Source organism: Tanticharoenia sakaeratensis NBRC 103193 (assembly GCF_000963885.1).
Classification (GTDB): domain Bacteria; phylum Pseudomonadota; class Alphaproteobacteria; order Acetobacterales; family Acetobacteraceae; genus Tanticharoenia; species Tanticharoenia sakaeratensis.
In genome coordinates this window covers 1-24954 of record NZ_BALE01000038.1, presented here as the reverse complement: position 1 = coordinate 24954, position 24954 = coordinate 1, and the positions used below count along the sequence as shown (strand labels likewise).

The following is a 24954-nucleotide window of genomic DNA, read 5'->3' as shown; positions in this document are numbered from 1 at the left end:
GGTAATCCTCGCCGAAAGTCTTGCGCGGCGTCACGGATTTGGCCATATGCGCGCTGTCAGTGGGGAAGCCCGCCGTCAATTCGCACATGTGGCGCCTGTTTGGTGTCCGGCCTGAAGCCGGATGCTTCGCTGCATGGAGGTTCAACCAAACGAAGGAATTCGAATCATGGCGATGCCTGATTTCACAATGCGCCAGCTGCTCGAAGCCGGCGTGCATTTCGGTCACCACACGCGTCGCTGGAACCCGGCGATGGCGCCGTATCTGTTCGGCGTCCGCAACCAGGTCCATATCATCGACCTGCAGCAGACCGTGCCGATGCTGGATCGTGCCCTGAAGGCCGTCCGCGACACCGTTGCTGGTGGCGGTCGCGTGCTGTTCGTCGGCACCAAGCGGGCTGCGGCTGAGCATGTTGCCGAGGCGGCGACGCGTTGCGGCCAGTATTACGTCAACCATCGCTGGCTCGGCGGCATGCTGACCAACTGGAAGACGATCACGGGTTCGATCAAGCGTCTGCGCCAGATCGACGACATGCTCGCCGGCGATACGCAGGGTCTCACCAAGAAAGAGATCCTGGACATCACGCGCGACAAGGACAAGCTCGAGCGGTCGCTCGGTGGTATCAAGGAAATGGGCGGTCTGCCCGACATCCTGTTCATCATCGACACCAACAAGGAAAAGCTGGCGGTCGAAGAGGCCAACAAGCTCGGCATTCCGGTGATCGCGGTGCTCGACAGCAACTCCGATCCGCGTGGCGTCACGTTCCCGATCCCGGGCAACGACGATGCGATCCGCGCGATCACGATGTACTGCGACCTCGTTTCGCAGGCCGTGCTCGATGGCATCTCGGCTGAGCTCGGCGCATCCGGCGAGGATTTCGGTGCGGCCGAAGAGCTGCCCGAGGCCGTGGCCGAAGTTCCGGCCGAAGAGCCGGCGGCTGCCAACTGAATGATGATGTTGCTCGATGCCGACAGGGCATCGGGCAACTGTTTTTGACGGGCGCGCCCGCGATCCGAGTACCGGACCGCAGCGCGCCGTTTGGCTGTTTTGAGGAGCGAAACATGGCGGAAATCACCGCAGGCCTGGTGCGCGAGCTGCGCGAGAAGACCGGCGCCGGCATGATGGACTGCAAGAAGGCGCTGACGGAAGCGTCCGGCGACATGGAAGCGGCGGTCGACTGGCTGCGCAAGAAGGGGCTGTCGCAGGCAGCCAAGAAGTCCGGTCGCGTGACGGCCGAAGGTCTGGTGGGCGTTGCATCGGCCCCGAAGATGGCCGCGATGGTCGAGATCAATGCCGAGACCGATTTCGTCGGCCGCAACGAGGCCTTCCAGGATTTCGTGGCCGCCGTTGCGGAAGCGGCCCTGAAGGTCGGCGACGACCTGGAGACGCTGAAGGGTGCCACTCTCGCCAGCGGTCGCACGGTCGCCGACGAGCTGACCCACCTCATTGCGACGATCGGCGAGAACATGTCGCTCCGTCGTGCGAAGGTGCTGAGCGTGCCGTCGGGCGTGGTCGCGTCCTATGTTCATGGCGCGCTGCGTCCGGGCATCGGCAAGATCGGCGTGCTGGCGGCTATCGAGGCGCCGAGCGAGAGCGATGCGCTTGAGACGCTGGGCCGTCAGATCGGCATGCACGTTGCAGCAACCCGCCCGACCGCACTCGACATCAAGGGCGTTGATTCCAGCGCTCTCGAGCGTGAGCGCGCGGTGTTGGTCGAGCAGGCCCGTGCATCCGGCAAGCCGGAAGCGATCATCGAGAAGATGGTCGATGGCCGTATCCGCAAGTACTACGAGGAAGTGGTGCTGCTGGAGCAGATCTGGGTGCATGACGGCGAGAGCCGCGTTGCCGCCGTCGTCAAGAAGGCGGGTGCCGAACTGATCGCGTTCGAGCGCTTCCACCTCGGTGAAGGCATCGAGAAGGAAGAGAACGACTTCGCCGCTGAAGTCGCAAAGGCAGCCGGCGGCTGAACGCTGCTGGCCTGATGGCAGCCGGAGCCTGAGCTTCCATGGAATGGGAAGCCGCGGCTCTGGTGCTTTCGGCGCGGCCCTTCGGTGAGGGCAGTGCGATCGTCCATCTCTTCACGGAAGAGCATGGACGATGTGCCGGGCTAGCCCGCGGTGGGGCCTCCCGGCGCCAGGCGTCCTTGTGGCAACCCGGCAATCTGGCGCTCGTGCATTGGCGCGCACGTCTGGCCGATCAGCTCGGTCAGGTCACCGGCGAGCTGGTCCATCCCGCGGCCGTCACGATCCTGGATGCGCCGCTGTCGCTTGCGATGTTAAGCTCGGTGCTCGCGGTGGCTGATGCGACGCTCCCGGAGCGCGAGGCGTATCCCGCGCTGTTCCTCGATACAGTTCGCCTCGTGGCCCTGATCGCTGCTCGCGCCGACGATCCCCCAATGGCGCTGCTCGTGGCCTGGGAACTGGCGCTGCTCGGCGAGATTGGCTTCGGGCTCGATCTCGGCGCATGTGCCGTGACGGGAAGCACTTCTGATCTACGCTTTGTATCGCCCAAGACCGGGCGTGCCGTCAGCGAGGATGCGGCGGGTGTCTGGCGCGATCGTCTGCTGCGGCTACCCGCGTTCCTGCGCGATCCGGACGCGCCGTCGGGTCCCGAGGACTGGCGCGATGGTCTTGATCTTACGGCCCATTTTCTTTCACGCGAGGCCCTTGGCCAACGTCATGTCGGCCTGCCTGCGGCCCGGCTGCGCCTGCGCGAGCGGATAGGCGCCATGATCTCGGCCTGAGCTCTGCTTGTGCATGGCTCGAAAACGCGCGTTGATGAGACGATGCATATCCTGAACCGTCGCACATTCGGCCAGCTTGGATTTTATGCCTTCGCGGCATCCTCCGCGCATGCGGCGCCTTCTTCCAGAAGACGAAAAGTCATTCTCGACACCGATCCGGGTGTCGACGACGCGATGGCGCTGCTTTTCCTGCATTTCGCACCAGATGTCGAACTGGTCGGCATCACGACGGCATCCGGCAACGGCCTGATCGCCACGACAACGCACAATGCCCGATATCTCGCGGAAACGTTCGGCATTACCGTGCCGGTCGCACAAGGGCAGGGGCCGTCGCTCGACGGCGTGGTGGGTGAGGCGCCGGTCTATGTCCATGGCCGCAACGCGCTTGGAAATGTGCCCGAGCCTGCGCGCCTGAACCGGGCACTCGATCCGCGACCGGCGCACCGGTTCATCATCGACATGCTGCGGGCATCGCCTGGCGAGATCACGCTGATCGCCATCGGCCGGATGACCAATCTCGCCCTCGCACTGCGCGAAGATCCTGCGATCGCGTCATTCGCGAAGCAGGTGATCATCATGGGGGGCGCTTTCGGCACGAATGGTGTGCTGGGCAATGTCACTCCGGCCGCGGAGGCCAACTTCGCCGGTGACCCCCGTGCAGCGGACGAGGTAGTTGGTGCAGCGTGGCCGGTCACGGTCGTGGGGCTCGACGTCACGACGAGGACGATGATGAACGATGCGTGGCTGGCCAGGCTTCGTGACCGGGGCGGCCCCGCGTCGAAGTTCATCTGGGACGTCACGCGGTTCTACATGGATTTCCATCACCGGCGGCTCGGGCTGGATGCGATCTACGTAAACGACTCCTCGGCCGTGGCCTTTTTCCTGGACCCCAGCCTGTTCAGCGTTCGGCGTGGCGCTATTCGGGTCGTGACCGAAGGGATCGCTGCCGGAGAATCGATCCTGAAGCCTGCGGGACGACGCTTTCCCGCAAATGGCTGGGATGGCCGGCCTGATCAGGCGGCGTGCATCGATGTCGACTCCGAACGCCTCAAGGCGCTTTATGCCCGTACCTTGTTAGGGCATTGAAGACAGGGGTTTGCGGGCGGCAAGGCACGGACATGTGACGCGCGTCGACCGGCCCTGATGTGTGAAAAGAGGAAAGGCGTGGCCGTGCGCCACGTCGGCCAAGGACGACGAGATATGAAATGCCTGGTGACGGGTGGGGCGGGCTTCGTGGGGAGCCACGTGGCTCAAGCTCTCCTGGATGGTGGCCATGAAGTCGTGGTTCTGGATGACCTGAGCACGGGTCACCGCGCCGCCGTGCCGCAGGGTGCGCGCTTCGTCCATGTCGATCTGGCCGATGCCGCCGCAACCGACGCGGCGGTCGGCGCGGAGCGCTGGGACGCGGTGCTGCATTTCGCGGCCCTGTCGCTGGTGGGCGTCAGCATGCGGGAGCCGTTCCTGTATCTGCGTCGGAACACGATGACGGCGTTGAACCTGATCGAAGCCTGCACGAAGCATAAGGTCACGAAGCTCGTCTTTTCCTCCACGGCGGCGCTGTTCGGCGGTGACCGGCCGGATCCGATTGCGTCCGGCGATCCGATCGACCCCGGCTCGCCCTATGGCGAAAGCAAATATCTGATCGAACGCACGCTGGTCTGGGCCGATCGGATCTTCGGATTGCAGAGTGCATGTCTGCGTTATTTCAATGCTGCGGGCGCCGACCCGAAAGGCCGTCTGGGAGAAGATCACCGGCCCGAGACGCACCTCATTCCATTGACCATCGATGCGGCATTGGGACGGCGTCCAGGACTGAAGCTGTTCGGTTCGGATTATCCGACGCGCGATGGGACCTGTGTTCGCGATTATATCCATGTGATGGATCTCGCGGACGCGCATATCCGTGCGATCGGAGAACTCGACAGCCGCTCGGTCACCTACAATCTCGGCAATGGCCTGGGCTTCACCAACATGGAGGTGATCCAGAGCGTCGAGCGGGTCAGCGGCCGACGTGTGCCATGGGAATGGGCCGAACGGCGCCCCGGTGACCCGGCCGTCCTCGTGGCGGATTCGGCCGGCGTCCGGGCCGAGACCGGATGGATGCCGCGCTATCAGCAGCTCGATGACATCGTAGAGACGGCGCTGCGGTGGCGCGAGGCCCATCCCCATGGCTACGGCGAGCCGGCCTGAAAGCAGTCGGGATGAACCCATTCGACGTCAGCGACTACCCGCATCGCCGGTTCAACCCGCTGACCGGACAATGGGTGCTCGTGTCGCCGCACCGGGCAAAACGGCCCTGGCAGGGCGCGAATGAGGCCGGACCTGTACGCAGTCAGGTCCGTCATGACCCGACATGCTATCTGTGCCCGGGCAACACCCGGATCAACGGCGTGGTCAATCCGCCCTATGAAGGCACGTTTGTTTTCACGAACGACTTCGCGGCGGTCATGCCGGATACGCCGCCTGCCCCTGAAACGGATGATCCGCTGTTCCGGCTGGAGGCTGCGCGGGGCGTCAGCCGGGTCATCTGCTTCTCGCCCGATCATAGCCTGACGCTGCCGGAACTTCCCCTGTCGGGGCTCGAAGGCGTGATCGACGCATGGGCGGAGCAGAGCGCCGAACTCGGGCAGGACTATGTCTGGGTGCAGGTCTTCGAGAACAAGGGCGCGATGATGGGATGCTCCAACCCGCATCCCCATGGACAGGTGTGGGCGACAGACTTCATTCCGAACGATCCGCTAGCCGAGGATATTGCCCAGCGCGCTTACCACGCGCGGCACGGAAGCCCCATGCTGCTGGATCTGGTCGAACGCGAACGGACATCGTGCGAGCGCATCGTGGTCGAAACGGAGCACTGGCTGGCCATCGTGCCGTTCTGGGCAGTCTGGCCATTCGAGACGCTCGTCTTGCCGCGGTTTGCGGTGCAGCGGATGCCCGATCTCGACCAGGATGCACGGGGGGATCTGGCTATCTGCCTCAAGCGGCTGACGAGCGCCTACGACGCGCTGTTCGAGACGTCATTTCCGTATTCCATGGGCTGGCACGGGGCGCCGTTCGACAACCGTGATCCCATGCCGTGGCAACTTCATGCGCATTTCTACCCGCCGCTGCTCAGATCAGCGACGGTCCGGAAATTCATGGTCGGCTACGAGATGCTGGCCGAATCGCAACGCGATCTGACGCCCGAGCAGGCGGCTACACGACTGCGCGCCGTCGTTTCCTGAGGATAACCTGTCATGACGCCGTCGTCCGATAACATCGTCATGGTCGAGGCAACCGACCCGGTCACGCGGGCGAAAGAGGGGTTCGAGGCCCATTTCGGTTTGCCTCCGTCCGTCGTCGTGCAGGCGCCGGGCCGGGTCAACCTCATCGGCGAGCATACCGACTATAACGATGGCTTCGTCCTGCCGTGCGCCATCGAGTTTCGCAACGTCGTGGCACTCAGTCCGCGCAGCGACGGGCACGTTCATGTGCTTGCGCTGGATATGGGCAACGAAACGGATGTGTTTGCAGTGGACGTGCCGGTGTCCCATGCGGAGACGGCGGACTGGTCGGACTATGTCCGAGGCGCGGTCGAGATCCTGCGCAGGCAGGGCCGCCATCTCGCCGGCTGTGACATGGCTATTGCGGGTGACGTGCCGCAGGGCGCCGGGCTGTCGTCCTCGGCGTCGCTTCTGGTCGCGATCATCACGGCCTTTCGTGAACTCGATCACCTCGACGATCTCGCGCCCAAGCGAGTTGCCGAGGCGGCGCGTGCGGTGGAGACCGATTTCGTCGGTGTCAAATGCGGGATCATGGACCAGATGATCTCCGCCTGTGGGGAGCGGGGCCATGCGCTCCTGATCGACTGCCGCTCGCTCGAGACGACGCCTGTCGCCCTTCATCCGGACCTTGCCGTGCTGATCGTGCATTCCGGCGTTTCCCGCGGGCTGGTCGAGAGCGAATACAACCACCGGCGTGAAGAGTGCGAACGGGCGGCCGCCCATTTCGGCGTTCCCGCGCTGCGCGACCTCTCCCTCGGGAGGCTGGATGCCGCGCCGGATCTGCCGGATCCTGTCGCCTGGCGCAGGGCACGCCATATCGTCACGGAAAACGCGCGCGTACTGGACAGCGTCGAACCACTGGCGGGCGGCGACCTGCCCGCCATCCGTGCGCTGCTTCAGGCATCGCACGCATCCATGCGGGACGATTTCGGCATCACCACGCCCAAAATCGACGAACTGGTGGCCATCGTGCAGGACGCGATCGGCGAGCGGGGCGGCGCGCGCATGACGGGTGGCGGTTTCGGCGGCTGCATCGTGGCGGTACTGGATCGCGAGGCGCTCGAGGCCGCACTGCAGGCGGTCGCACAGCGCTATCAGACGCCTGATGGCACGCCCGCGTTATGCTTCGTCTCCCAGCCGTCGGCCGGTGCCTCGCGCATTCAGTAACCGGCGACGCCGTGGCTGGGCAGTCCATGCAGTGCCCGGACTTCCGGCGGATCGGCGTCCGGCGACCAAACGCTCCAGTCCCAGCCGGGATGCTGATTGATTTCGGCGGTCATCTGCCGCTCCTGCAACGGCGTGCCGTGATGCGCGCTGACCCAGGCAGCATAGGCCATGCGGTTTCCCATGTACACGCAGCCGCAGGTCAGCGGGTCAGCGTACAGCAGGACCGCGTTCGTGCCGTTCATCCGGTAGGCCATACGGTTCGCCGGCAGCAGGTTCATCAACTGCCAGCGCGCGGTCGTATTGGCGTAATGGGCGGTGAAACCGGCCAGTGCCAGATCGTCTTCCGACTTGCGGATCTGGCCGTATGGCGCACAGGCCGCAAGCATCGCGAGGAACATCGGGATGATGGTCCTGCGTGGGAGGCTGGACGTGCCGCGTCGGGCCGGTCTATCTGGCCCCATGCATGAGGGGCGTCGATGAGTTCTGATCCGGCCGGTCATATCGAAGATACCAAGCTCGCCGAGGCGTTGAGCGAGCGATATCTCGCGTATGCGATGTCAACGATCATGTCGCGGTCCCTCCCGGATGTGCGCGATGGTCTCAAGCCCGTGCATCGGCGGCTTCTCTACGCCATGCAGCAGCTGCGCCTTGATCCCACATCGGGGTTTAAAAAGTGTGCACGCGTCGTGGGTGACGTAATCGGTAAGTTCCACCCCCACGGCGATGTCGCGGTTTATGATGCGCTCGTCCGTCTGGCGCAGGATTTCGCCGTTCGATTCCCGCTCGTCGAAGGGCAGGGCAATTTCGGCTCGGTCGACGGCGATGGCGCGGCGGCCATGCGGTACACCGAGGCCCGGCTGACTGCCGTCGCCCAGGCATTGCTTGACGGCATCGCCGAGGATGCGGTCGATTTCCGCCCGACCTATGATGGCGAGGACGCGGAGCCGGTGGTGCTTCCGGGCGCGTTCCCGAATCTGCTCGCCAATGGCGCGGCCGGCATCGCGGTCGGTATGGCAACCAGCATTCCGCCCCATAATGCAGGCGAAATCTGCCGTGCGGCACTGCATCTGATTGCGCATCCGCAGGCCGAAACCCGCGATCTGATCGCCTTCATGCCGGGACCGGATTTCCCCACCGGCGGCGTGCTGATCGAGGACGACGCAAGCCTTCTCTCCGCTTACGAAACCGGGCGTGGCTCGTTCCGCATGCGGGCCCGCTGGGCCGTGGAGCAGGGCCGATTCGGAACCTGGGTCGTGATCGTGACCGAGATCCCGTATCAGGTGCAGAAATCGCGACTGATCGAGCAGATCGCCGAACTGATGGAGCAGAAGAAGCTTCCGCTGCTGGGCGATGTCCGTGACGAGAGCACGACCGATATCCGGCTTGTGCTGGAGCCCAAGACACGCGGGGTCGAGCCCGAAGTCCTGATGGAGACGTTGTTCCGGGCCACATCGCTCGAGAGCCGTTTTCCGCTCAACATGAACGTGCTGACTGGAGATCGCGTGCCGCAGGTTCTGGGTCTGCGTGCCGTGTTGCGGGCGTGGCTCGACCATCGTCACGAGGTGCTGATTCGCAGCCAGCGGCATAGGCTGGCCGCGGTGGAGCGACGTCTTGAAATTCTGGACGGTTTTCTCGCCGTCTATCTCAACCTCGACGAGGTCATCCGGATCGTCCGCGACGAGGACGAGCCCAAGCGAGAACTGATGCGCGCGTTCAGCCTGAGCGAAATCCAGGCCGAAGCAGTGCTGAACATGCGCCTGAGGTCGCTGCGTCGTCTCGAGGAGATGGAGATCCGCAAGGAGCACGCGGCCCTCGAGAAAGAAAAGGCGGGTATCGCGGGTCTTCTCGGCAGCGATGCGCTGCGCTGGAAGCGGATCGCCAAGCAGATCGGCGAGGTCGAGAAATCGTTCGGCAGCGGGGCACTTGGTGCGCGGCGCACAGAGATCGCGCATCCGCCCGCGCCCGTGGATCTGACGCAGGCCTTCGAGGTCGACCGCGAACCCGTGACCGTTCTGCTGTCGCGGGAGGGCTGGATCCGGGCCGCGCGTGGACACGGGCTGGATATGGCAGCCCAGAAGTTCAAGGAAGGCGATGCCGCCTATCTCCAGATCGAATGCCAGAGCACGGACCGGATCTGCGTTCTGGCAAGCGGCGGCCGCATCTTCACCATCCGGGTTGCGGACCTGCCACGCGGCCGCGGTTTCGGTCAGCCCGTACGGACATTGGTCGACCTGCCGCAGGACGAGCAGGTGGTCGTGATGTTCGCGGCGGGCGACGGCCGGAGGCTTCTGGTCTCGACCGCAGGCCGTGGCCTGATGGTCAAGGATAGCGACATGGTGGCCGAAAAGCGCACCGGCAAGCAGGTGCTGACCCTGCGCGACGGCGAACGCGCGGCGGCGTGCGTGCCGGGCGAGGGCAGCCATGTTCTCATGCTGGGCGACAACCGTCGCCTGCTGATCTTCCCGGCCGATCAGGTGCCGGAGATGGTCAAGGGCCTGGGCGTCGCCCTGCAGAAATACAAGGAAGCTGGTACCGGCGTGCGCGAGGCGCGGGTGTTCGATCTTGCGACCGGGCTGGTCTGGCAGGAAGGCACGAAGACGCGCAGTGCCGCGGACCTCGCGGACTGGGTCGGTAAGCGCGGCGATGTCGGAAAGACGGCGCCGCTGTGGATGACGCGCCGGAGCTGAAGCGGATCAGGTGGAGAGAGGCGTCGCGTCCAGCGGGCGCCACGATCCCGCGGACATGATCTCGGCCGGCCGGAAGCGGGCCTTGTAAGCCATCTTGTCGCTCTGCCGGACCCAGTAGCCGAGATAGAGATAGGGCAGGCGGCAGGCGCGCGTATAGCGGGCCTGCCACAGCACGGCGTTGGTTCCGAGCGAGCGTTCCGCCAGATCGGGATCGTAGAACGTGTAGACAGCCGAAAGGCCGTCGCTGAGCTGGTCGATCAGGGCAACGCAGAGCAGGCGGTCGGTGGGATCGCGAAACTCGATGAGCGACGTATCGACGGGCGTGTCCTCGATCATCGCGCGATAATCGCTGTTGCTCATCGCCGCCATGTCGCTGCCGGCGTGCCGGGCCGCCTGATAGCGGGAAAAGAGAACGAACTGCTCATCCGTTGCGCAGGGACTGACGATCGTCGCGATGAGATCAGCGTTGCGCTTTTCGACCCGCCTCTGGGTCCGGTCGAGCACGAGGTCCGCCACTGGAACGCGGATCGGCACGCAGGCGTGGCACCCCGCGCAGACCGGCGCGTAGACGACGCCATGACTGCGCCGGAATCCTGCGCGTGACAGGCGGTCATGCAGGGCGACGGGATCCGCGCCGGCCAGCTCCGTGATGACTTTGCGTTCCGTGCGCCCGGGAAGGTACGGGCAGGGCGCGGGTGACGTCGTGTAGAACATCTGCGGGCGATGGCTCGCTGTTACCGTCATGCCTCCCCCGTTTCCAGATCGTTGCGCGGTTCGGCGCGGGACCGCGCGCCTTCGCAGAGCGTGAATTTAATGCGTCCGCCGATGGATTGCATCACTCGATTTCAGCGACCGTGATGATCTGGTGCCGCACGCTGATTGCGATATCGTCGCCGTAATGATGCACTGGCTCGATTCGTCTTCCGGATATGGACTTCTGGCAATCCGGGTGGCGCTCGCGCTGGTGGCGACGCTTCACATCCTGCGCACCAAGGACGATACCGCGGCCGCGACCGGCTGGATCGGGGTCTGCTGGCTCATGCCGTTCACGGGCGTGGTCCTGTATGCGATGTTTGGCATCAACCGCGTCCGGCGTCTCGCACAACGCATCGCAGAACGGCGGACCTGGGAGGGCGACGGCGGATCAGGTGGTCCGCGCCGGACGATAGAGGGCCGTCTTGCGCCGCTCGCCCGGACCGTCACCAAGCTGACCGAGCGGCCCGTGATGGACGGCAACACGATCGCCATGATGCACAACGGGGATGCGACCTATCCCCGGATGATCGAGGCGATCGACGCGGCCGAGCGCACAATCCTCCTGTGCTCCTATATCTTCCGTCATGACCGGGTCGGGACCGATTTCGTGGCGGCGCTCTCGCGCGCGAAGGCGCGGGGCTGCCAGATTCATGTGCTCGTGGACGGGATCGGCAGCGGCTATTTCATCTGTGGCGTCGAACGCGCGTTACGGCGCGAGGGGATCGATTGCCGTCGTTTCATGCATTCGGTGCTGCCTTGGCGCATGCCGTTCATCAACCTGCGCAATCATCGCAAGGTGCTGCTGATCGACGGGCGCATCGGCTTCATGGGCGGTCTGAACATCGGCGAGGAAAACCTCCTGCGCCTGCGCACGAAACTGCCGGTCTGCGATACGCATTTCCGCGTCGAAGGTCCGATCCTGCGTCAGCTGACCGAGAGTTTCGTGCAGGACTGGGCCATGACCACAGGCACTGATCTCGATGGCGACACGTTTTTCCCGGACGTGGCGCCGCTGGGTGACGTGCCGCTGCGTGTCGTGACGTCGGGGCCGGACAACGATCTGGAGAAGATCGAGTACGCGATGCTGCAGGGCATCGCCCTGTCGCGCACGCATGTGCGCCTGATGTCGCCCTATTTCCTGCCGGACCAGCGGTTCTCGACCGAGCTGCGGCTGGCTGCCCTTCGCGGTGTCGAAATCGACATCGTCGTGCCGGGCAGCAGCAATCACCACCTGATCGACTGGGCACGCGACGCCAATCTGACGCAGTTCCTCAATGCCGGCTGCCGGATATGGATGGCACGGCCGCCGTTCAACCATTCGAAGCTGATGGCGATCGACGACGACTGGTGTTTCGTCGGCAGTGCCAATCTGGACGTGCGGAGCCTGCGTCTGAACTTCGAGATCAATCTTGAGGTCTATGACACGGCCATGACGCGGGACGTCTCGAACTTCATCGACCGGCACCGCCATATCCGCGTGACGCACCACGATCTTGACAAGCGCCCGATGCCCGTGAAGCTGCGCAACGCTGCCGTTCGGCTGTTCATGCCCTATCTCTGACAGCCGTCGCCCCGGGCGACCTCGTGGCCGATCAGGGATCGAGACGGAGCTTTACGGCGATCGGGTGATGGTCGGAACTGTAGTTCGGCATGACCTGCGCCCGCTCTCGGGTCATGCCTCGGACGAGACAGCGATCGATCCGGATCGGCACGACATCGACCATGCGATGGGTCGTGGCACGGGGACCGACATCGCGGAAACCCTTGAGCATCACGGGGCCCACCAGGTTGAAGTCCCCCATGATGAGCGAACGTGGACGCAGGAACTGGGCGATCCTGTGGAGCTGCCGGCGGTTCAGGATCTGTCCGTGGGACAGATGGACATTGGCCACCGAAAATGTTCCGAAGTCGATGATCTGGGCAGTCCTGCGGACAATAAGGCCCGGCGGCAGCGCGCAGGCGACCGGGGTCCGTTCGAATGGATAGCGGCTCCAGCAGGCGGTGCCATGGGGACGGCCGGGCAGGGGAATGCGCGCGTAATGTCCGCCGATGTGCAAGGGCAGGTCGTCGATTGCGTCCATTGCCTCCTGCATCAGGAAGATATCCGGCTGCAGGGCATGGAAGACGTGAATGACCTCGCGCAGCGTCGCACCGTCGCGCCGCAGCAGGTTCCAGCTTGCGACCGTGACCGACTGGCCGGGCTGTGGAACCGCGGGCTCGTCGGCGTCCGGTTCGACGAATTGGCGTTTGGCTTGCGTCATCATGAGGTCAGGAGATCATCCGTCTGGGCCTGCGTGCCGTCCCTGCGGCCGCTGGCGAATTCGGCCGTCAGCGTGAAGCCGACACCGAGCAGGACAGGCCCGAGGAAGATCCCCAGGCCCCCGAAGGTCACAACGCCGCCGAGCACCCCGAGTACCGTCAGGAGATAGGGCAGCTGCGCGCCGCGTGAAATGAAGATGGGCCGGATCAGATGATCGGCGCCCGAGATGAACAGGACGCCGTATCCGGCGAGGAAAAGGCCGCGTCCGAGGTGATGGGTCAGTGCAAGCCAGACGGCTGCCGGGATCCAGACCAGTGGCGCGCCGATCGGGAAGACCGCAAGGAATGCGGCAACACCCGCGAGCAGTACCGGGCTCGGCACGCCTACGATCACGAACCCGATTCCCGTGAGGACACCCTGGACGATGGCCGTGCCTAGGATGCCGTAGACGGTGCCTCGGATCGTGGCCCCGATGATCGTGATCAGGCGTCTTGCGTAATCGCCGGCGATCCGCTCCAGTACGGCCACCAGCGTCCGTCCCAGCGCATCTCCGTTGATCCAGAAGAACAGCGCCACGAACAGGGCAACGCCCACTTCCAGCAACCCACTTGCGATCTTCAGCAGGACGGTGAGGATATATTGCGCGATGGCCCCTGCGTAGGGCTGCAGGGTCTGACTGAGCGCGCCCAGATCCTGGCTCCAGTGCCGATAGGCATTGACCATCTGTCCGCCGACGAGTGGCACATGGCCGAGCCAGGACGGTGCGGGTCGTGACCGGGCGATCTCGATCAGCATGCCGTTGAGATAGGCGATGGTTTCGGGAACGTCCGTCACCCCGGCCGAGGCCAGAAGTGCCAGCGGCACGAGGATCGCGACCGCGCTGCACAACATCATCGTCAGTGCGGCAAGCGAAGGGCGAAGCCGCTGACGCAGCCGCTTGTAGAGTGGCCACGTCGTGAATGTCAGGATCGCGGCCCAGACGATTGCCGAGAGGAACGGCAACAGGATCGCAATGCATCCGTAGGCGACGCCTGCCAGAAGCAGACCGAGCATGATGCGTTCGGTGGTCACGCCGCGTTCTGGTCCTTCACGCCCGTCATCATTCGCAATCATGCGACGTTCGGATCGCGGCGACCAGCCCCGCACGCATCTTCGATGGGGTCTTGTTCACAACGCAGGGGAATGTTTCATGAATATCCGTCCCGTTTTCCGAAGGTCCGATGTCATGCGCTCCGACGTTCTGCTGTCTCCTGCCGCGTTTGCCGCATCGCAGGGCGACTGGGTTGTTCTGGATGCAACCGTCCTGTTGCCTGGGCAGTCGCATGACCTCGACGAGCTGTTCCTGAAGAGACGCCTGCCCGGCGCGCGTCGTCTGGCGCTGGACGACGTCTCCGATCCGGAAAGCGACCTGCCGCACATGGCGGCCACGCCGGGCCGGTTCGCGGCAACCCTGTCGCGACTGGGTATTTCGGAGCGCGATCGCGTGCTGTGCACGGACCGTTTCGGGGTCGTCGGTGCCTGCCGGGCATGGTGGCTGTTCCGCCTGTTCGGCCATGAGACGGTGCGCGTGCTTGACGGCGGAATGCCGGCCTGGGAGGCCATGGGCGGTGCTGTCGAAGGTGGCGTCTTCGTTCCTGCCGATCCCGCGTCATATCGTCCGCGCCCGTTCTATGCCCGTCTTGCCGGTGTCGGCGACGTTGCGGCGGCGCTGAAGGACGGCGGCCTCGTGCTGGACGCGCGGTCCGCCGGTCGTTTCCGAGGGGAAGTGGCGGAGCCGCGCCCCGGTGTGCGATCCGGCCATATGCCGGGTGCCGTCAACGTCCCCTATGATCAGGTTCTGGATACGACCGGCGCCTTCCTCTCGGACGAACCTCTTCATGAGCGCCTGAGCCGGGCCGGAGCGCGCAGTGGACGCGCGGCCACGACGACATGTGGCTCGGGGCTGACCGCTGCCGTGCTGACGGTGGCACTGGCTGCTGCGGGATGCGACGAAGGCGCGCTCTATGACGGATCGTGGGCGGAATGGGGACGAGATCCGGCGCTGCCGGTGGTAACGGGAGAAGCAAGCGCATGAGCGGGCAGGCTGTGTCGTATGAGGAACTGGCCCCGCTGGTCAGCAATGGATGGTCTCGGTTCGCCACGCTACTGGCCCAGGGCGGGCGGGGCGCGGCGCCGGGTCGCGATGGTCGATATGTGAACGTGCCGCTGGCCCGGGGATCGACGGTCCTGTTCCCGACGCTCGAGGCCATGCGGGACAACGGACGCGGTGCTTACGACCACCAGTCGATCTACGGCGCGATGGGATCTCCTGTTCAGCATGAACTCGAGGGTCTGGTCGCGGCGGTGGAAGGCGGCGCCCATACGCAGATCGTCTCATCAGGTCTGGCCGCCTGCACGACGCCGCTGCTCGCATTCCTCGGTGCGGGCGATCATCTGCTTCTGCCGGACAGTGTTTACGGACCGACGCGGCGTTTCGCCGATACGATGCTCGCAAGGTTCGGCGTGAACACGACCTATTACCCGCCCTGTGCCGACGAGACGGCAATCCGCAGTCTGATCCGTCCAGAAACAAAGGTGGTCTTTACGGAAAGTCCGGGCAGTCACACGTTTGAAGTGCAGGATATTCCGATGCTGGCGCGCGCCGCCCACGAGGCCGGCGCGCTGCTGATGCTCGACAACACATGGGGCATCAGTGTTTTCCAGCCGTTCGAGCATGGGGTCGATATCTCGATCCAGGCGCTGACGAAATATCCGGGCGGCCATTCGGATATCATCCTCGGTGCTGCGACTGTGGCTGACGAGGCTCTCTGGCGGCGGCTCCGGGACAGCGCAATCCAGCTCGGTCAGCTCGGCGGCCCGGAAGATTGCTGGCTGACACTGCGGGGACTGCGCACGATGGGCGTTCGTCTGCAGGCGCAGGCCTGCGCGGCGCTTCGTGTGGCACTTTGGCTACGTGAGAGGCCGGAAGTCGCGCGGGTCTTTCATCCGGCTCTTCCGGACTGTCCGGGGCACATGCTGTGGCGGCGGGATTTCTCGGGCGCGAGCGCGTTGTTCGGTGTCGAACTGAGTGCCGACTTCTCCGTCTCCGCCATGGAGGCCATGATCGACAGCCTCGACATGTTCGGCATCGGCGCCTCCTGGGGCGGCTATGAAAGCCTTGTGCTCCCGTCGACGGGGGGAATTCGTCGGACATTGCCACAGACGCCGAGCGGCCCCGCATTCCGTCTGCAGATCGGACTCGAAGCGCCGGACGATCTGATCAGTGATCTTGAGCAGGGTCTGTCGGTGCTGAGGACCGTGGCAGCGTAAGGCTGCGTGGTTCCGGGCGGGCTACAGGTTTCTGGAGAATGCTCTGAAATCGTAAGGACCTGCTGCGTCGGACGGCGTCGATAACAGACAGCGGATTACGCGCGGGTGTAGCGTCGTTGCCGAAACCCGAGCGCTTCGGCCACATGATGCCTGTCAGTCTCGCCGGCGCCTTCAAGGTCCGCAATCGTGCGGGCGACCCTGAGAAGCCGGGTCAGGCCACGTGCTGACAGGCCGAGCCTGGTGCCCGTCTGTTCGGCCAGATCTCGCGCGGCGTCGTTCATGGGAAAGTGTTGAGGATCCGTGCGGGCATTGACCATGCCTTGGCGCGCGATCTGCCTGGCGCGTGCCCGGGTCACGCGGGCACGCACGGTCGCGCTGTCTTCGCCGCGTCCCGCGCGGCTGAATTCGACGGGAGACACCGGGGCGATGTCCACGGTGAGGTCCATGCGGTCGAGCATCGGGCCGGAGATCCTGGCGGTATAGTCTTCTCCGCACCGGGGTGCCTTGCGACAGGCCCGCTCCGGGTCTCCGAGGTAACCGCACCGGCAGGGGTTCATCGCCGCGATGAACTGGAAGGCGGCAGGATAGGTCACATGATGTGCCGCCCGCGCCACGCTCACCTGGCCGGTCTCGATCGGCTGGCGCAGCGCCTCGAGACACGCGCGACCGAATTCAGGCAGCTCGTCCAGGAACAGGACGCCATGATGGGCGAGGCTCACTTCGCCCGGACGGGCCTTCTGTCCGCCGCCGATCAGCGCTGGCAAACTCGCGGAATGATGCGGATCGCGATAGGTGGGCCGGGTAGACAGCGTGCCGCCGGGCAGTCGTCCCGCAGCACTTTGCACCCGGCCCACCTCCAGCATTTCGTGCGATGTCAGATCCGGAAGGATCGAGGGCAGGCGGCTGGCCAGCATCGATTTTCCGGCACCAGGCGGCCCACTCATCAGCAGGGAGTGTCCTCCCGCCGCCGCAATTTCCAGCGCCCGCCGTCCCACGGCCATCCCGCGCACATCGGCCAGGTCGGATCCGTAATCGTTGCAGTCCTGCATTGGAGAATCGGGAACTGGTGACAGGACCTGCTCGCCCCGGAAGTGCCGCACGAGTGCCGGGAGATCGGACGGGGCCACGATGTCGAGGTCTGGGCCGCCCCAGCGCGCCTCCTGTCCCTGTGCCTCCGGGCAGATCAGCCCAAGCCCACGCTCTGCGGCTGCAAGGGCCGCTGACAGAACGCCGTTGACCGGATTGACCCGCCCGTCGAGCGAGAGTTCTCCCAGAACCGCGTAAGCGCTGGCCGTTTCATGCGCCACGATGCCCATGCCGACCAGCAGGGCCACGGCGATCGTCAGATCGAAATGCGCCCCTTCCTTCGGCAGGTCGGCCGGCACCAGATTGACGAGAATGCGCTTGGGGGGCAGCGCCAGCCCCATGGATGTCAGTGCCGCACGCACGCGCTCTCGTGCCTCGCCAACGGCCTTGTCCGGCAGCCCCACGATGAGGAAGGCAGGCAAGCCGGTTGCGATCTGCACTTCGACCGTGACCGGGACGGCGTCGATGCCGATGAACGCAAAGCCTTCGATGCGGGCGATGCGGGACTGAACGGGAGGCGATGCGGGGCTCATGCTGTTCATGCAGGGAGCATGAGCCCGCATTGGTTAAGCGGTGGTTAACGCTGGTAGATAAGACGGGCGCGAATGGTGCCTTCGAGGTTGCGCAGGGCTTCGAGCAGTTCGTGATCCTGGGTGGCATCGCCGCTGCCGTCCGATTCGACCACGACGTACCCGAGCTCGCCGTCCGTCTGCAGGAACTGCGCCGTGATGTTGCGCCCGGCGGCCGAAAACACCTCGTTGATCTGGCGCATGATGCCTGGCCGGTTCTGGTGCACGTGCATGAACCGGGTTCCGCGCGGGCGCTCGGGAAGCTGGACGGGCGGGAAATTCACGGCTCCCAGCGTGGAGCCGACATCGGAATAATCGACGAACTTGCGCGCAACCTCGACGCCGATCCGCTCCTGCGCCTCGGCCGTCGAGCCGCCGATATGCGGCGTCAGCAGAACGTTCTCGAGGCCTTGCAGCGGAGAGGAGAAGCGCTCCTGCGGCCCTTTCGGTTCGACCGGAAACACATCGATCGCTGCACCCAGAAGGTGCCCTTCGCGCAGGACCGTTGCCAGTGCGTCGAGGTCCACGACACTGCCGCGCGCATTGTTGAGCAGGAAGCTGCCCGGCTTCATCCGCCGCAGCTCGGCCTCGCCGATCATGTTGCGCGTGCTGTCATTAGCCGGGACATGCAGGCTGACGACATCAGCTTCGGCCAGCAGATCGTCGAGCGTTGCCGTGGGCTGGGTATTGCCGTGCGGCAGCTTGTCGATCACGTCGAAATAGATGACGCGCATGCCGAACGCCTCGGCAAGCACGGAAAGCTGCGAGCCGATGGATCCGTATCCCACGATGCCGAGCGTCTTGCCGCGCACTTCCCACGAGTTCTTCGCGGACTTGTCCCAGCCGCCTTCGTGACAGGCAGCGGAACGCGACGGGATCCGGCGCATCAGCATCACGATCTCGCCCATCACCAGTTCGGCGACAGAGCGCGTGTTGCTGAACGGAGCATTGAACACCGGAATGCCTCGCGCGCTGGCTGCCTTGAGATCGACCTGATTGGTGCCGATGCAGAAGCAGCCGATCGCCATCAGGCGGTCGGCTGCATCGAGAACGGCTTCCGTCAGCTGCGTGCGCGAGCGGATGCCGATCATGTGCACGCCGGAGACGGCCTCTCGCAGCGCGTCACCTTCGAGCGCGCCGGCCAGGCGCGTGACGGAATGATAGCCCGACGCCTCGAGATGGCGCACGGCACTGTCGTGCACCCCTTCCAGCAACAGGATCCGGATCTTGTCTTTCGGCAGGGAAAGCGCGCTCATACTCCGTTCGAACTCCTTGTTCGCCTTGACGCGACCCCGCTGAACGCGGGGTGGCCTGCCTAGCGGATCGGAGGCGCGCTGGCTAGGTTTGTCGCATATGGGTTCAGGTCAGGTCGTCGCCTGAGCCGAAATACTCATATCGGATCCGGCTCGGCGGAATGCCAGCCGTCCTCAGCGCGTCCACAGTCGCGCGCATGAAATCATCGGGGCCGCATATATAGCAGGTGGCATCGGGATCGACGGTTCCGGCCAGCCATTCCATGGGGATGCGCCCGTCATGGATATGCGTCTGCGGGGCCTGCGGTCCAGCGGCGGGGGCGGACCGTGTGTAAAACAGTTCCGCCGTCATCTGTTCGTGTCCGCCGAGATGCTGGATATGCCGCGCGAAGGCGTCCCGGTCGCGGTTTGCATCACAGTGGATGTACTGCACGGCAGGCTTCTGCGGGCATCCCAGCAGCGTATCGAGCATGGCAATCATGGGCGTGGCCCCGATGCCCCCGCTGATCAGGACAACCGGGGCGCCGGCCGGGCCTGTCAGGATGAAGTCTCCTGCCGGCGCCGATACCTCCAGCATCGTGCCCTCTTTCGCCTCGTCATGCAGCCAGTTGGAGACGAGGCCGCCCGGAATGCGCCGCACGCTGATCCTGTAGGCTTCGTCATCCGGCGCCGACGAGATGCTGTAGTTGCGGCTTTGCGCGTCATGTCCGGGGACGTGAAACCGGAATGACAGGAATTGCCCGGGCAGATGCCGCATGACCGGCTGGCCGTCGACGGGTGCCAGCACGAACGAGATGACGTCGGCACATTCGACAACGCGCTTTTTTACGAAGAACGATCGCCATCCGGTCCAGCCGCCTCGCATGGCGCCATGGCTTGCCGAGATCTCCGCTTCGCGGGCGATGAGAATGTCGGCCAGGAACCAGTAGGCGTGCCCCCAAGCCTCAAGGATCTCGGGCGTTGCGGCGTCACCCAGCACCTCGCCGATTGCACCGAGGAAGGCCGTTCCGACCAGAGGATAATGACCGGGCTGAACCGTCAGTCCGACGTGCTTCTCGGCGATCCGCTCGATTGCCGCGCCCAGTACGCCGGGATCGTCGATATGGCGCGCGTACGCCAGGACCGCGCCTGCCAGCGCTCGCGCCTGGCTCCCGTCGGCCTGGTGGGAGAGGTTGAAGTAACTGCGGATATCCGGATCGATAAGCAGTCTGCGATACATTTCTGTCGTGATCGCCAGACCATGCACCTCGAGGGCCGGGATACAGGCCTTGATGATCGATCGGGTGTTCTCGTCCAGCGGCAGCGCCATCGATACACGTCCCATGAAGTGTCACTCAATGACATTTATGAAAGGGGATTGGATAAAGATGTCAACGCCGGATATCTTTTGAGCATGCGACTGACCCGGCATACCGACTATGCATTGCGCGTTCTGATGTACCTCGACGCAAACGACGGGCAACTGAGTTCAATCCGCGAAATCGCGCTGACGTATCGGATTTCCGAGAACTTCCTGATGAAGATCGTCCACCGCCTGGGCATGGCAGGCTACATCATCACCGTCCGTGGCCGAGGCGGCGGTCTGCGTCTGGCTCATCCGCCGCACGCGATCCGGATCGGCGATGTCGTGCGGCGTACAGAGGAGGACATGGCGCTGGTCGGATGCATGCAGCCGGCGTCGGAAGATGCGGGATGTCTGCTGGCTGACGCATGTCGGCTTCGCGGCGCGATCGGAGAGGCGTTATGCGCGTTTCTCGCGGTTCTGGACGGATACACGCTGGCCGACATGGTAACCGGCCATGAACGGCGCCTTCTTGTTCGGTCAGACTGAAGATAGCGGCGCGAGTGCCGCGACAGCGGTATCCAGCAGCGCCGGGTCGCCGAGCGCCAGCACCGTTCCATCGCCTGACGCATCGAGCGGGCGTCCCTGCCAGTCCGTCATGATGCCACCAGCGCCAGCCACGATCGGCACAAGGGCCGCCCAGTCCCAGACCTTCATCGTGCATTCCGCGACAACGTCGATCTGCCCGAGCGCCAGCAATCCGTAGGCATAGCAGTCCCCACCCCAGGAGACGCGCCGCACCTGCCGGCCCAAATTCGCAAAGCGCGGTTTCGCATCGTCGCTCAGGATGTCCGGCGACGTGCAGGACAGTTCCGCTGCGGCCAGATCACGAAGCGCGCGCGGTCCGATCCGGCCGCCGATCGGGGAGGAAAATTCGGTGCGCCTGCCTTCGATTCCGATCCAGCGTTCGCCGAGAACGGGTTGATCCAGAACGCCCAGGACCGGTCGTCCCTTGTGCAAGAGCGCGATCAGCGTGCCGAAGGTCGGGCGCCCCGTGATGAAAGCGCGCGTGCCGTCGATCGGGTCGAGAACCCACTGCCAGTCGGACCCGGCATCCGCGCCACTCCCATATTCCTCGCCCAGCAGGTCATGTGCAGGGAATGCCTTCGTAATGACGGCGCGCATGGCCTGCTCGGCCTCCCGGTCGGCAATGGTGACAGGGCTGTCGTCACCTTTCATCTCGGCACCGATTGTCTCACGAAAGTAACGTCTGACGATCGGACGCGCGGCATCCGCACAGGCAAGCGCCACGGCGCGGGCGGCCTCGAGCAGCTCGGCGGGCACGGCACCTGAGGGATGATGATCCGGCATCGCGATATTCATTCCTTCGTGCACCCGACGGCCATCGGTCCGCGGGAATTGACGCTGTGGGGCGCGCTGCGGCATCTATCGGCGCCCGTCGTCCGTGCTTGCCCCGAACTCTTGCCAAAAGGCAACTTTCCGACCATGAATCCGATCATCGTCATCCCGTCGCGGCTGGCCTCGACGCGATTGCCAGCCAAGGCGCTGGCCGATATCGGCGGCGAACCCATGATCGTTCGCGTCGCGCGCCGTGCGCGTGACTCGGGCGTGGCGCGCATCGTGGTCGCGGCAGGCGACGAAGCGATTGCCGAGGCCGTCGCGCCGCTCGGGATCGAGGCGGTGCTGACGCCGCCGGATCTTCCGAGCGGTGCCGATCGGGTCCATGCGGCACTGGATATCATCGATCCCGCGGGGCTGCATGACGTCGCCATCAACCTGCAGGGCGACCTGCCGCTGATCGATCCCGAGGTCGCACGCATCGCCTGTCTGCCGCTGGAAGACGGCTTCGATATCGGGACGCTGGTGGCACCGATCGCGGACGAATACGAGCGTCAGGCATCGTCGGTGGTCAAGGTGGCGTGCGCCTTCACATCCGAAAGGCCGGCGCGCGCGCTCTATTTCTCGCGGGCCACGATACCATGGGGCGACGGGCCCGTGTGGCACCATGTGGGCATCTACGCATGGCGACGCGCGGCACTGGCGCGGTTCGTGGCACTTCCCCGCTCGCCGCTGGAGGCCCGTGAGGGACTCGAGCAGTTGCGGGCGCTTGAGGCCGGAATGACCATCGGCTGCATGAACATCGCGCATGCGCCACTTGGCGTGGATACGGCCGAGGATCTGGCACGCGTCCGGGCGGCACTGGCATCATGAAGACGATCGCGTTTCAGGGCGAAGCGGGTGCCTATTCCGATCTCGCCTGCCGGTCGGCGCGTCCGGGCTGGGCGACGTTGCCATGCATGACGTTCTCGGATGCGATCCGTGCCGTGCGCAACGGCCGGGCCGATGAGGCGATGCTGGCGTGCGAAAACTCGCTGGCGGGGCGCGTTCCGGAGATCCACCTGCTTCTGCCCAAGGCGGAGCTTCAGATCGTGGGCGAGCACTTCCAGCGCGTCGAACATTGCCTGCTGGCCGTGCCGGGAACGGAGTTGCGGTCGATCCGGCGGCTGCATTCCCATCCGGTGGCACTGGCCCAGGTGAGGGATCTGACGGAGGAACTGGGAGCAATCGCAGTTCCACAGGCCGATACCGCGGGTGCCGCGATGCTGGTGGCCCAGTGGAACCGACCGGAAGACGCAGCCATCGCATCGACGCTCGCGGCCGAGCTGTCGGGACTCGAGATCCTGCGTCACAATGTCGAGGATGCCAGCCACAACACCACACGTTTCTACATTGTGGCGCGCGGACGTGACTGGCCGCCACAAGCGCAGGCAGGCATCATGACCACGCTTCTGTTCAGGGTCGCCAACACGCCGGGCGCGTTGAACAGGGTCCTGTCCGGGCTGGCTGACGGCGGCATCAACATGACGCGCCTAGAGAGCTACATGCTCGACGGATCGTTTGCGGCAACGCAGTTTCTGGTGGATATCGAGGGCCACCCGGCCCATCTCCCCGTAGCGCGCGCGCTGTCCGGAATGGACCAGGTCTGTGCCGAATGGACGATCCTTGGCGTATACCCAGCGAGCACGCATCGCGCGGGGCTTGCGGACCTAACCCGACGTGACGGGGGAGAATGACAGTGCAGGACGCATTTATCCACGAGATCCCGACGTCATGCGTTCGGCTCGTCGGGTCCATGACGGCGTTGATCACGCCCATGACCGAAGACGGCGCCGTGAGTTTCGACGCATTCGGCCAGCTGATCGAAGCGCAGATCGCAGGCGGGACCGACGTCCTCGTGCCGGCCGGCACGACCGGTGAAAGCCCGACGCTCAGTCATGACGAGCACGGTCGTGTCGTGGCGTTTGCTGTCGAGCGGTCGAACGGCCGCGTTCCCGTCATGGCCGGTGCCGGGTCGAACAGCACGCGCGAAGCAGTCGAACTTGCGCGACATGCGGCAGCAGTGGGCGCAAACGCCGTTCTCGTGGTCACGCCGTATTACAACAAGCCGACGCAGGAAGGGCTGTATCGACACTTCATGATGGTGGCCGACGCGACGGATCTGCCGCTGTTCGTCTATAACATCCCAGGTCGTTCGGTGGTCGACGTTTCAAACGAGACCATGGCGCGCCTGGCGCGCCACCCGAACATCGTGGGCGTGAAGGACGCAACCGCCAATCTCGCGCGGCCCCTTCAGATGCGCCAGATGATCGGGGCTGGATTCGTCCAGCTTTCGGGCGATGACGCAACGACGCTGCCGTATCTGGCCGCCGGTGGGCATGGCTGCATCAGTGTGACGTCGAACCTTGCGCCAGCCACGTGCGCCCGCATGCATCGCGCCTGGCGTGAGGGGCGGTTCGCGGATGCCTTGGCGCTTCATCTGCGCCTGATGCCGCTGCACGAGACTCTGTTCTGCGAAGCGAGTCCGGGACCGGTCAAATATCTGGCCCAGCGGTTGGGGATCGGAACGTCGGCTCTGCGCCTGCCGCTGGTTGAACCCAAGGACGCGTCCCGCGCTTTGCTGGATGCGGCACTGCAGGCAGCAGGCCTGCCGGAATAAGGGGCTATCGGAAGTCACGTGGCGGACAAGAAAAACAAGAGCGGCCTGATCTCGCATGGGATTGCGGCACAGAACCGCAAGGGCCGCTTCAATTACACGATCCTGGAAACGACCGAGGCCGGCATCGTTCTCAAGGGGCCGGAGGTCAAGAGTCTCCGGATGGGACGCGCCATGATCACCGAGGCCTATGCCGGTGAACGTGACGGCGAGATCTGGCTCTTCAACTCCTACATCCCGGAATATCAGGCCGGCGTGCTTTCGCGTTTCGACACTCGCGCGCCACGCAAGTTGCTGCTGCACCGCAAACAGGTCGCCCATCTGCTGGGCGCTGTGACGCGAGCCGGCGCTTCGCTCGTGCCTCTCGACATTCATTTCAATGCCCGCGGTATTGCGAAGCTGACCCTGGGGCTGGGTGAAGGGCGCAAGAAAGAGGACAAGCGTCACGCCATTGCTGAACGCGACTGGCAGCGAGACAAGGCGCGGCTGATTCGCAGCAAAGGTCGCGATTACTGATCAACAGGCCTAATACCAAAGGGCATAGCTGCTGACTCGTTGGTGATGTG

At 64.7% G+C, this 24954-nt stretch carries 24 protein-coding genes; 16 read left to right on the top strand and 8 right to left on the bottom strand.

Going from position 1 to position 24954, the window contains the following annotated elements; genetic code table 11:
• Positions 1–166 precede the first annotated feature (166 nt).
• The 7 genes from rpsB (at position 167) to galK (ending at position 7171) form a co-directional block, all read left to right on the top strand.
• Complete coding sequence (gene rpsB, locus B8446_RS11820) at positions 167–946, top strand: 30S ribosomal protein S2 (RefSeq protein ID WP_048849859.1); 780 nt, start codon at positions 167–169, stop codon at positions 944–946.
• A 113-nt stretch (positions 947–1059) separates the two neighbouring features.
• Positions 1060–1965: a translation elongation factor Ts gene (tsf, locus tag B8446_RS11815; RefSeq protein ID WP_048849858.1), complete on the top strand. Its 906-nt coding sequence runs from the start codon at positions 1060–1062 to the stop codon at positions 1963–1965.
• Positions 1966–2003: 38 nt separating this feature from the next.
• Entirely contained in the window at positions 2004–2741 is a 738-nt protein-coding gene (recO, locus tag B8446_RS11810) for a DNA repair protein RecO (RefSeq protein ID WP_048849856.1), read from the top strand.
• Positions 2742–2783: 42 nt separating this feature from the next.
• Positions 2784–3827 (top strand): nucleoside hydrolase, encoded by a 1044-nt coding sequence (locus tag B8446_RS11805; RefSeq protein ID WP_084712309.1) that lies wholly within the window; start codon positions 2784–2786, stop codon positions 3825–3827.
• Positions 3828–3941: 114 nt separating this feature from the next.
• Positions 3942–4931, top strand: coding sequence for a UDP-glucose 4-epimerase GalE (gene galE, locus B8446_RS11800; protein WP_048849855.1), 990 nt, complete (start codon positions 3942–3944; stop codon positions 4929–4931).
• 11 nt (positions 4932–4942) lie between these two features.
• Entirely contained in the window at positions 4943–5965 is a 1023-nt protein-coding gene (locus B8446_RS11795; RefSeq protein WP_048849853.1) for a UDP-glucose--hexose-1-phosphate uridylyltransferase, read from the top strand.
• 12 nt (positions 5966–5977) lie between these two features.
• Positions 5978–7171: a galactokinase gene (galK, locus tag B8446_RS11790; RefSeq protein ID WP_199484105.1), complete on the top strand. Its 1194-nt coding sequence runs from the start codon at positions 5978–5980 to the stop codon at positions 7169–7171.
• Here the strand turns inward: galK and B8446_RS11785 are convergent.
• Positions 7165–7569 carry a hypothetical protein gene (locus B8446_RS11785; protein ID WP_048849851.1) on the bottom strand — a complete coding sequence of 135 codons (405 nt, stop codon included), beginning with the start codon at positions 7567–7569 and terminating at the stop codon, positions 7165–7167. The two genes, galK and B8446_RS11785, sit on opposite strands and share 7 nt — an antisense overlap.
• A gap of 78 nt (positions 7570–7647) precedes the next feature.
• Between B8446_RS11785 and parC the strand changes: the two genes are divergently transcribed.
• Positions 7648–9858 (top strand): DNA topoisomerase IV subunit A, encoded by a 2211-nt coding sequence (gene parC, locus B8446_RS11780; protein ID WP_048849850.1) that lies wholly within the window; start codon positions 7648–7650, stop codon positions 9856–9858.
• Between the two features lie 6 nt (positions 9859–9864).
• Here the strand turns inward: parC and B8446_RS11775 are convergent, their stop codons facing one another.
• Entirely contained in the window at positions 9865–10602 is a 738-nt protein-coding gene (locus B8446_RS11775) for an arginyltransferase (RefSeq protein WP_048849848.1), read from the bottom strand.
• 154 nt (positions 10603–10756) lie between these two features.
• Here B8446_RS11775 and B8446_RS11770 point away from each other — a divergent pair, with 154 nt between their 5' ends.
• Positions 10757–12175 carry a phospholipase D-like domain-containing protein gene (locus B8446_RS11770; RefSeq protein WP_048849847.1) on the top strand — a complete coding sequence of 473 codons (1419 nt, stop codon included), beginning with the start codon at positions 10757–10759 and terminating at the stop codon, positions 12173–12175.
• Between the two features lie 31 nt (positions 12176–12206).
• Here the strand turns inward: B8446_RS11770 and B8446_RS11765 are convergent, their stop codons facing one another.
• Both B8446_RS11765 and B8446_RS11760 read right to left on the bottom strand, forming a co-directional pair.
• Positions 12207–12878, bottom strand: a complete 672-nt coding sequence (locus B8446_RS11765) for an endonuclease/exonuclease/phosphatase family protein (RefSeq protein ID WP_241767762.1) — start codon at positions 12876–12878, stop codon at positions 12207–12209.
• The gene (locus B8446_RS11760; protein WP_241767761.1) at positions 12875–13945 is read right to left on the bottom strand and encodes an AI-2E family transporter; all 1071 of its coding nucleotides are present in this window, start codon (positions 13943–13945) and stop codon (positions 12875–12877) included. The genes B8446_RS11765 and B8446_RS11760 overlap by 4 nt, the downstream gene beginning before the upstream one ends.
• A gap of 154 nt (positions 13946–14099) precedes the next feature.
• On the opposite strand from B8446_RS11760, the gene B8446_RS11755 reads away from it, so the two are divergent.
• Together B8446_RS11755 and metC are read left to right on the top strand one after the other, a co-directional pair.
• Positions 14100–14948 (top strand): sulfurtransferase, encoded by an 849-nt coding sequence (locus tag B8446_RS11755; protein WP_048850031.1) that lies wholly within the window; start codon positions 14100–14102, stop codon positions 14946–14948.
• The gene (gene metC, locus B8446_RS11750; protein WP_048849843.1) at positions 14945–16183 is read left to right on the top strand and encodes a cystathionine beta-lyase; all 1239 of its coding nucleotides are present in this window, start codon (positions 14945–14947) and stop codon (positions 16181–16183) included. The genes B8446_RS11755 and metC overlap by 4 nt, the downstream gene beginning before the upstream one ends.
• Positions 16184–16278: 95 nt before the next feature.
• On the opposite strand, the gene B8446_RS11745 is transcribed toward metC, so the two are convergent.
• From B8446_RS11745 to hmpA, 3 genes are all read right to left on the bottom strand, one after another.
• Positions 16279–17802 (bottom strand): YifB family Mg chelatase-like AAA ATPase, encoded by a 1524-nt coding sequence (locus B8446_RS11745; RefSeq protein WP_148505972.1) that lies wholly within the window; start codon positions 17800–17802, stop codon positions 16279–16281.
• Positions 17803–17846: 44 nt separating this feature from the next.
• Positions 17847–19094, bottom strand: a complete 1248-nt coding sequence (gene serA / locus B8446_RS11740) for a phosphoglycerate dehydrogenase (protein ID WP_048849839.1) — start codon at positions 19092–19094, stop codon at positions 17847–17849.
• A gap of 103 nt (positions 19095–19197) precedes the next feature.
• Positions 19198–20400: an NO-inducible flavohemoprotein gene (hmpA, locus tag B8446_RS11735; protein ID WP_048850029.1), complete on the bottom strand. Its 1203-nt coding sequence runs from the start codon at positions 20398–20400 to the stop codon at positions 19198–19200.
• Between the two features lie 84 nt (positions 20401–20484).
• Here hmpA and B8446_RS11730 point away from each other — a divergent pair, with 84 nt between their 5' ends.
• Entirely contained in the window at positions 20485–20922 is a 438-nt protein-coding gene (locus B8446_RS11730; protein WP_048850027.1) for an RrF2 family transcriptional regulator, read from the top strand.
• Here B8446_RS11730 and B8446_RS11725 read toward each other — a convergent pair.
• Entirely contained in the window at positions 20914–21744 is an 831-nt protein-coding gene (locus B8446_RS11725; protein ID WP_148505971.1) for an inositol monophosphatase family protein, read from the bottom strand. The two genes, B8446_RS11730 and B8446_RS11725, sit on opposite strands and share 9 nt — an antisense overlap.
• A 135-nt stretch (positions 21745–21879) precedes the next feature.
• On the opposite strand from B8446_RS11725, the gene B8446_RS11720 reads away from it, so the two are divergent.
• The 4 genes from B8446_RS11720 to smpB are packed head-to-tail and all read left to right on the top strand — an operon-like array spanning position 21880 to position 24904.
• Positions 21880–22605: a 3-deoxy-manno-octulosonate cytidylyltransferase gene (locus B8446_RS11720; RefSeq protein WP_048850025.1), complete on the top strand. Its 726-nt coding sequence runs from the start codon at positions 21880–21882 to the stop codon at positions 22603–22605.
• Positions 22602–23468: a prephenate dehydratase gene (locus tag B8446_RS11715; RefSeq protein ID WP_048849836.1), complete on the top strand. Its 867-nt coding sequence runs from the start codon at positions 22602–22604 to the stop codon at positions 23466–23468. Before B8446_RS11720 ends, B8446_RS11715 begins: the two co-directional genes overlap by 4 nt.
• Complete coding sequence (gene dapA / locus B8446_RS11710) at positions 23465–24391, top strand: 4-hydroxy-tetrahydrodipicolinate synthase (RefSeq protein WP_048849834.1); 927 nt, start codon at positions 23465–23467, stop codon at positions 24389–24391. The genes B8446_RS11715 and dapA overlap by 4 nt, the downstream gene beginning before the upstream one ends.
• An 18-nt stretch (positions 24392–24409) precedes the next feature.
• Positions 24410–24904: an SsrA-binding protein SmpB gene (smpB, locus tag B8446_RS11705; RefSeq protein WP_048849832.1), complete on the top strand. Its 495-nt coding sequence runs from the start codon at positions 24410–24412 to the stop codon at positions 24902–24904.
• The last annotated feature ends 50 nt before the right edge of the window (positions 24905–24954 follow it).

What these genes read in the sequence shown, in the direction of transcription:
- rpsB (WP_048849859.1), top strand. Translation starts at nt 167, where the DNA reads ATGGCGATGCCTGATTTCACAATGCGCCAGCTGCTCGAAGCCGGCGTG.
- tsf (WP_048849858.1), top strand. Translation starts at nt 1,060, where the DNA reads ATGGCGGAAATCACCGCAGGCCTGGTGCGCGAGCTGCGCGAGAAGACC.
- recO (WP_048849856.1), top strand. Translation starts at nt 2,004, where the DNA reads ATGGAATGGGAAGCCGCGGCTCTGGTGCTTTCGGCGCGGCCCTTCGGT.
- B8446_RS11805 (WP_084712309.1), top strand. Translation starts at nt 2,784, where the DNA reads ATGCATATCCTGAACCGTCGCACATTCGGCCAGCTTGGATTTTATGCC.
- galE (WP_048849855.1), top strand. Translation starts at nt 3,942, where the DNA reads ATGAAATGCCTGGTGACGGGTGGGGCGGGCTTCGTGGGGAGCCACGTG.
- B8446_RS11795 (WP_048849853.1), top strand. Translation starts at nt 4,943, where the DNA reads ATGAACCCATTCGACGTCAGCGACTACCCGCATCGCCGGTTCAACCCG.
- galK (WP_199484105.1), top strand. Translation starts at nt 5,978, where the DNA reads ATGACGCCGTCGTCCGATAACATCGTCATGGTCGAGGCAACCGACCCG.
- B8446_RS11785 (WP_048849851.1), bottom strand. Translation starts at nt 7,569, where the DNA reads ATGTTCCTCGCGATGCTTGCGGCCTGTGCGCCATACGGCCAGATCCGC.
- parC (WP_048849850.1), top strand. Translation starts at nt 7,648, where the DNA reads ATGAGTTCTGATCCGGCCGGTCATATCGAAGATACCAAGCTCGCCGAG.
- B8446_RS11775 (WP_048849848.1), bottom strand. Translation starts at nt 10,602, where the DNA reads ATGACGGTAACAGCGAGCCATCGCCCGCAGATGTTCTACACGACGTCA.
- B8446_RS11770 (WP_048849847.1), top strand. Translation starts at nt 10,757, where the DNA reads ATGATGCACTGGCTCGATTCGTCTTCCGGATATGGACTTCTGGCAATC.
- B8446_RS11765 (WP_241767762.1), bottom strand. Translation starts at nt 12,878, where the DNA reads ATGATGACGCAAGCCAAACGCCAATTCGTCGAACCGGACGCCGACGAG.
- B8446_RS11755 (WP_048850031.1), top strand. Translation starts at nt 14,100, where the DNA reads ATGCGCTCCGACGTTCTGCTGTCTCCTGCCGCGTTTGCCGCATCGCAG.
- metC (WP_048849843.1), top strand. Translation starts at nt 14,945, where the DNA reads ATGAGCGGGCAGGCTGTGTCGTATGAGGAACTGGCCCCGCTGGTCAGC.
- B8446_RS11745 (WP_148505972.1), bottom strand. Translation starts at nt 17,802, where the DNA reads ATGAGCCCCGCATCGCCTCCCGTTCAGTCCCGCATCGCCCGCATCGAA.
- serA (WP_048849839.1), bottom strand. Translation starts at nt 19,094, where the DNA reads ATGAGCGCGCTTTCCCTGCCGAAAGACAAGATCCGGATCCTGTTGCTG.
- hmpA (WP_048850029.1), bottom strand. Translation starts at nt 20,400, where the DNA reads ATGGCGCTGCCGCTGGACGAGAACACCCGATCGATCATCAAGGCCTGT.
- B8446_RS11730 (WP_048850027.1), top strand. Translation starts at nt 20,485, where the DNA reads ATGCGACTGACCCGGCATACCGACTATGCATTGCGCGTTCTGATGTAC.
- B8446_RS11725 (WP_148505971.1), bottom strand. Translation starts at nt 21,744, where the DNA reads ATGCCGGATCATCATCCCTCAGGTGCCGTGCCCGCCGAGCTGCTCGAG.
- B8446_RS11720 (WP_048850025.1), top strand. Translation starts at nt 21,880, where the DNA reads ATGAATCCGATCATCGTCATCCCGTCGCGGCTGGCCTCGACGCGATTG.
- B8446_RS11715 (WP_048849836.1), top strand. Translation starts at nt 22,602, where the DNA reads ATGAAGACGATCGCGTTTCAGGGCGAAGCGGGTGCCTATTCCGATCTC.
- dapA (WP_048849834.1), top strand. Translation starts at nt 23,465, where the DNA reads ATGACAGTGCAGGACGCATTTATCCACGAGATCCCGACGTCATGCGTT.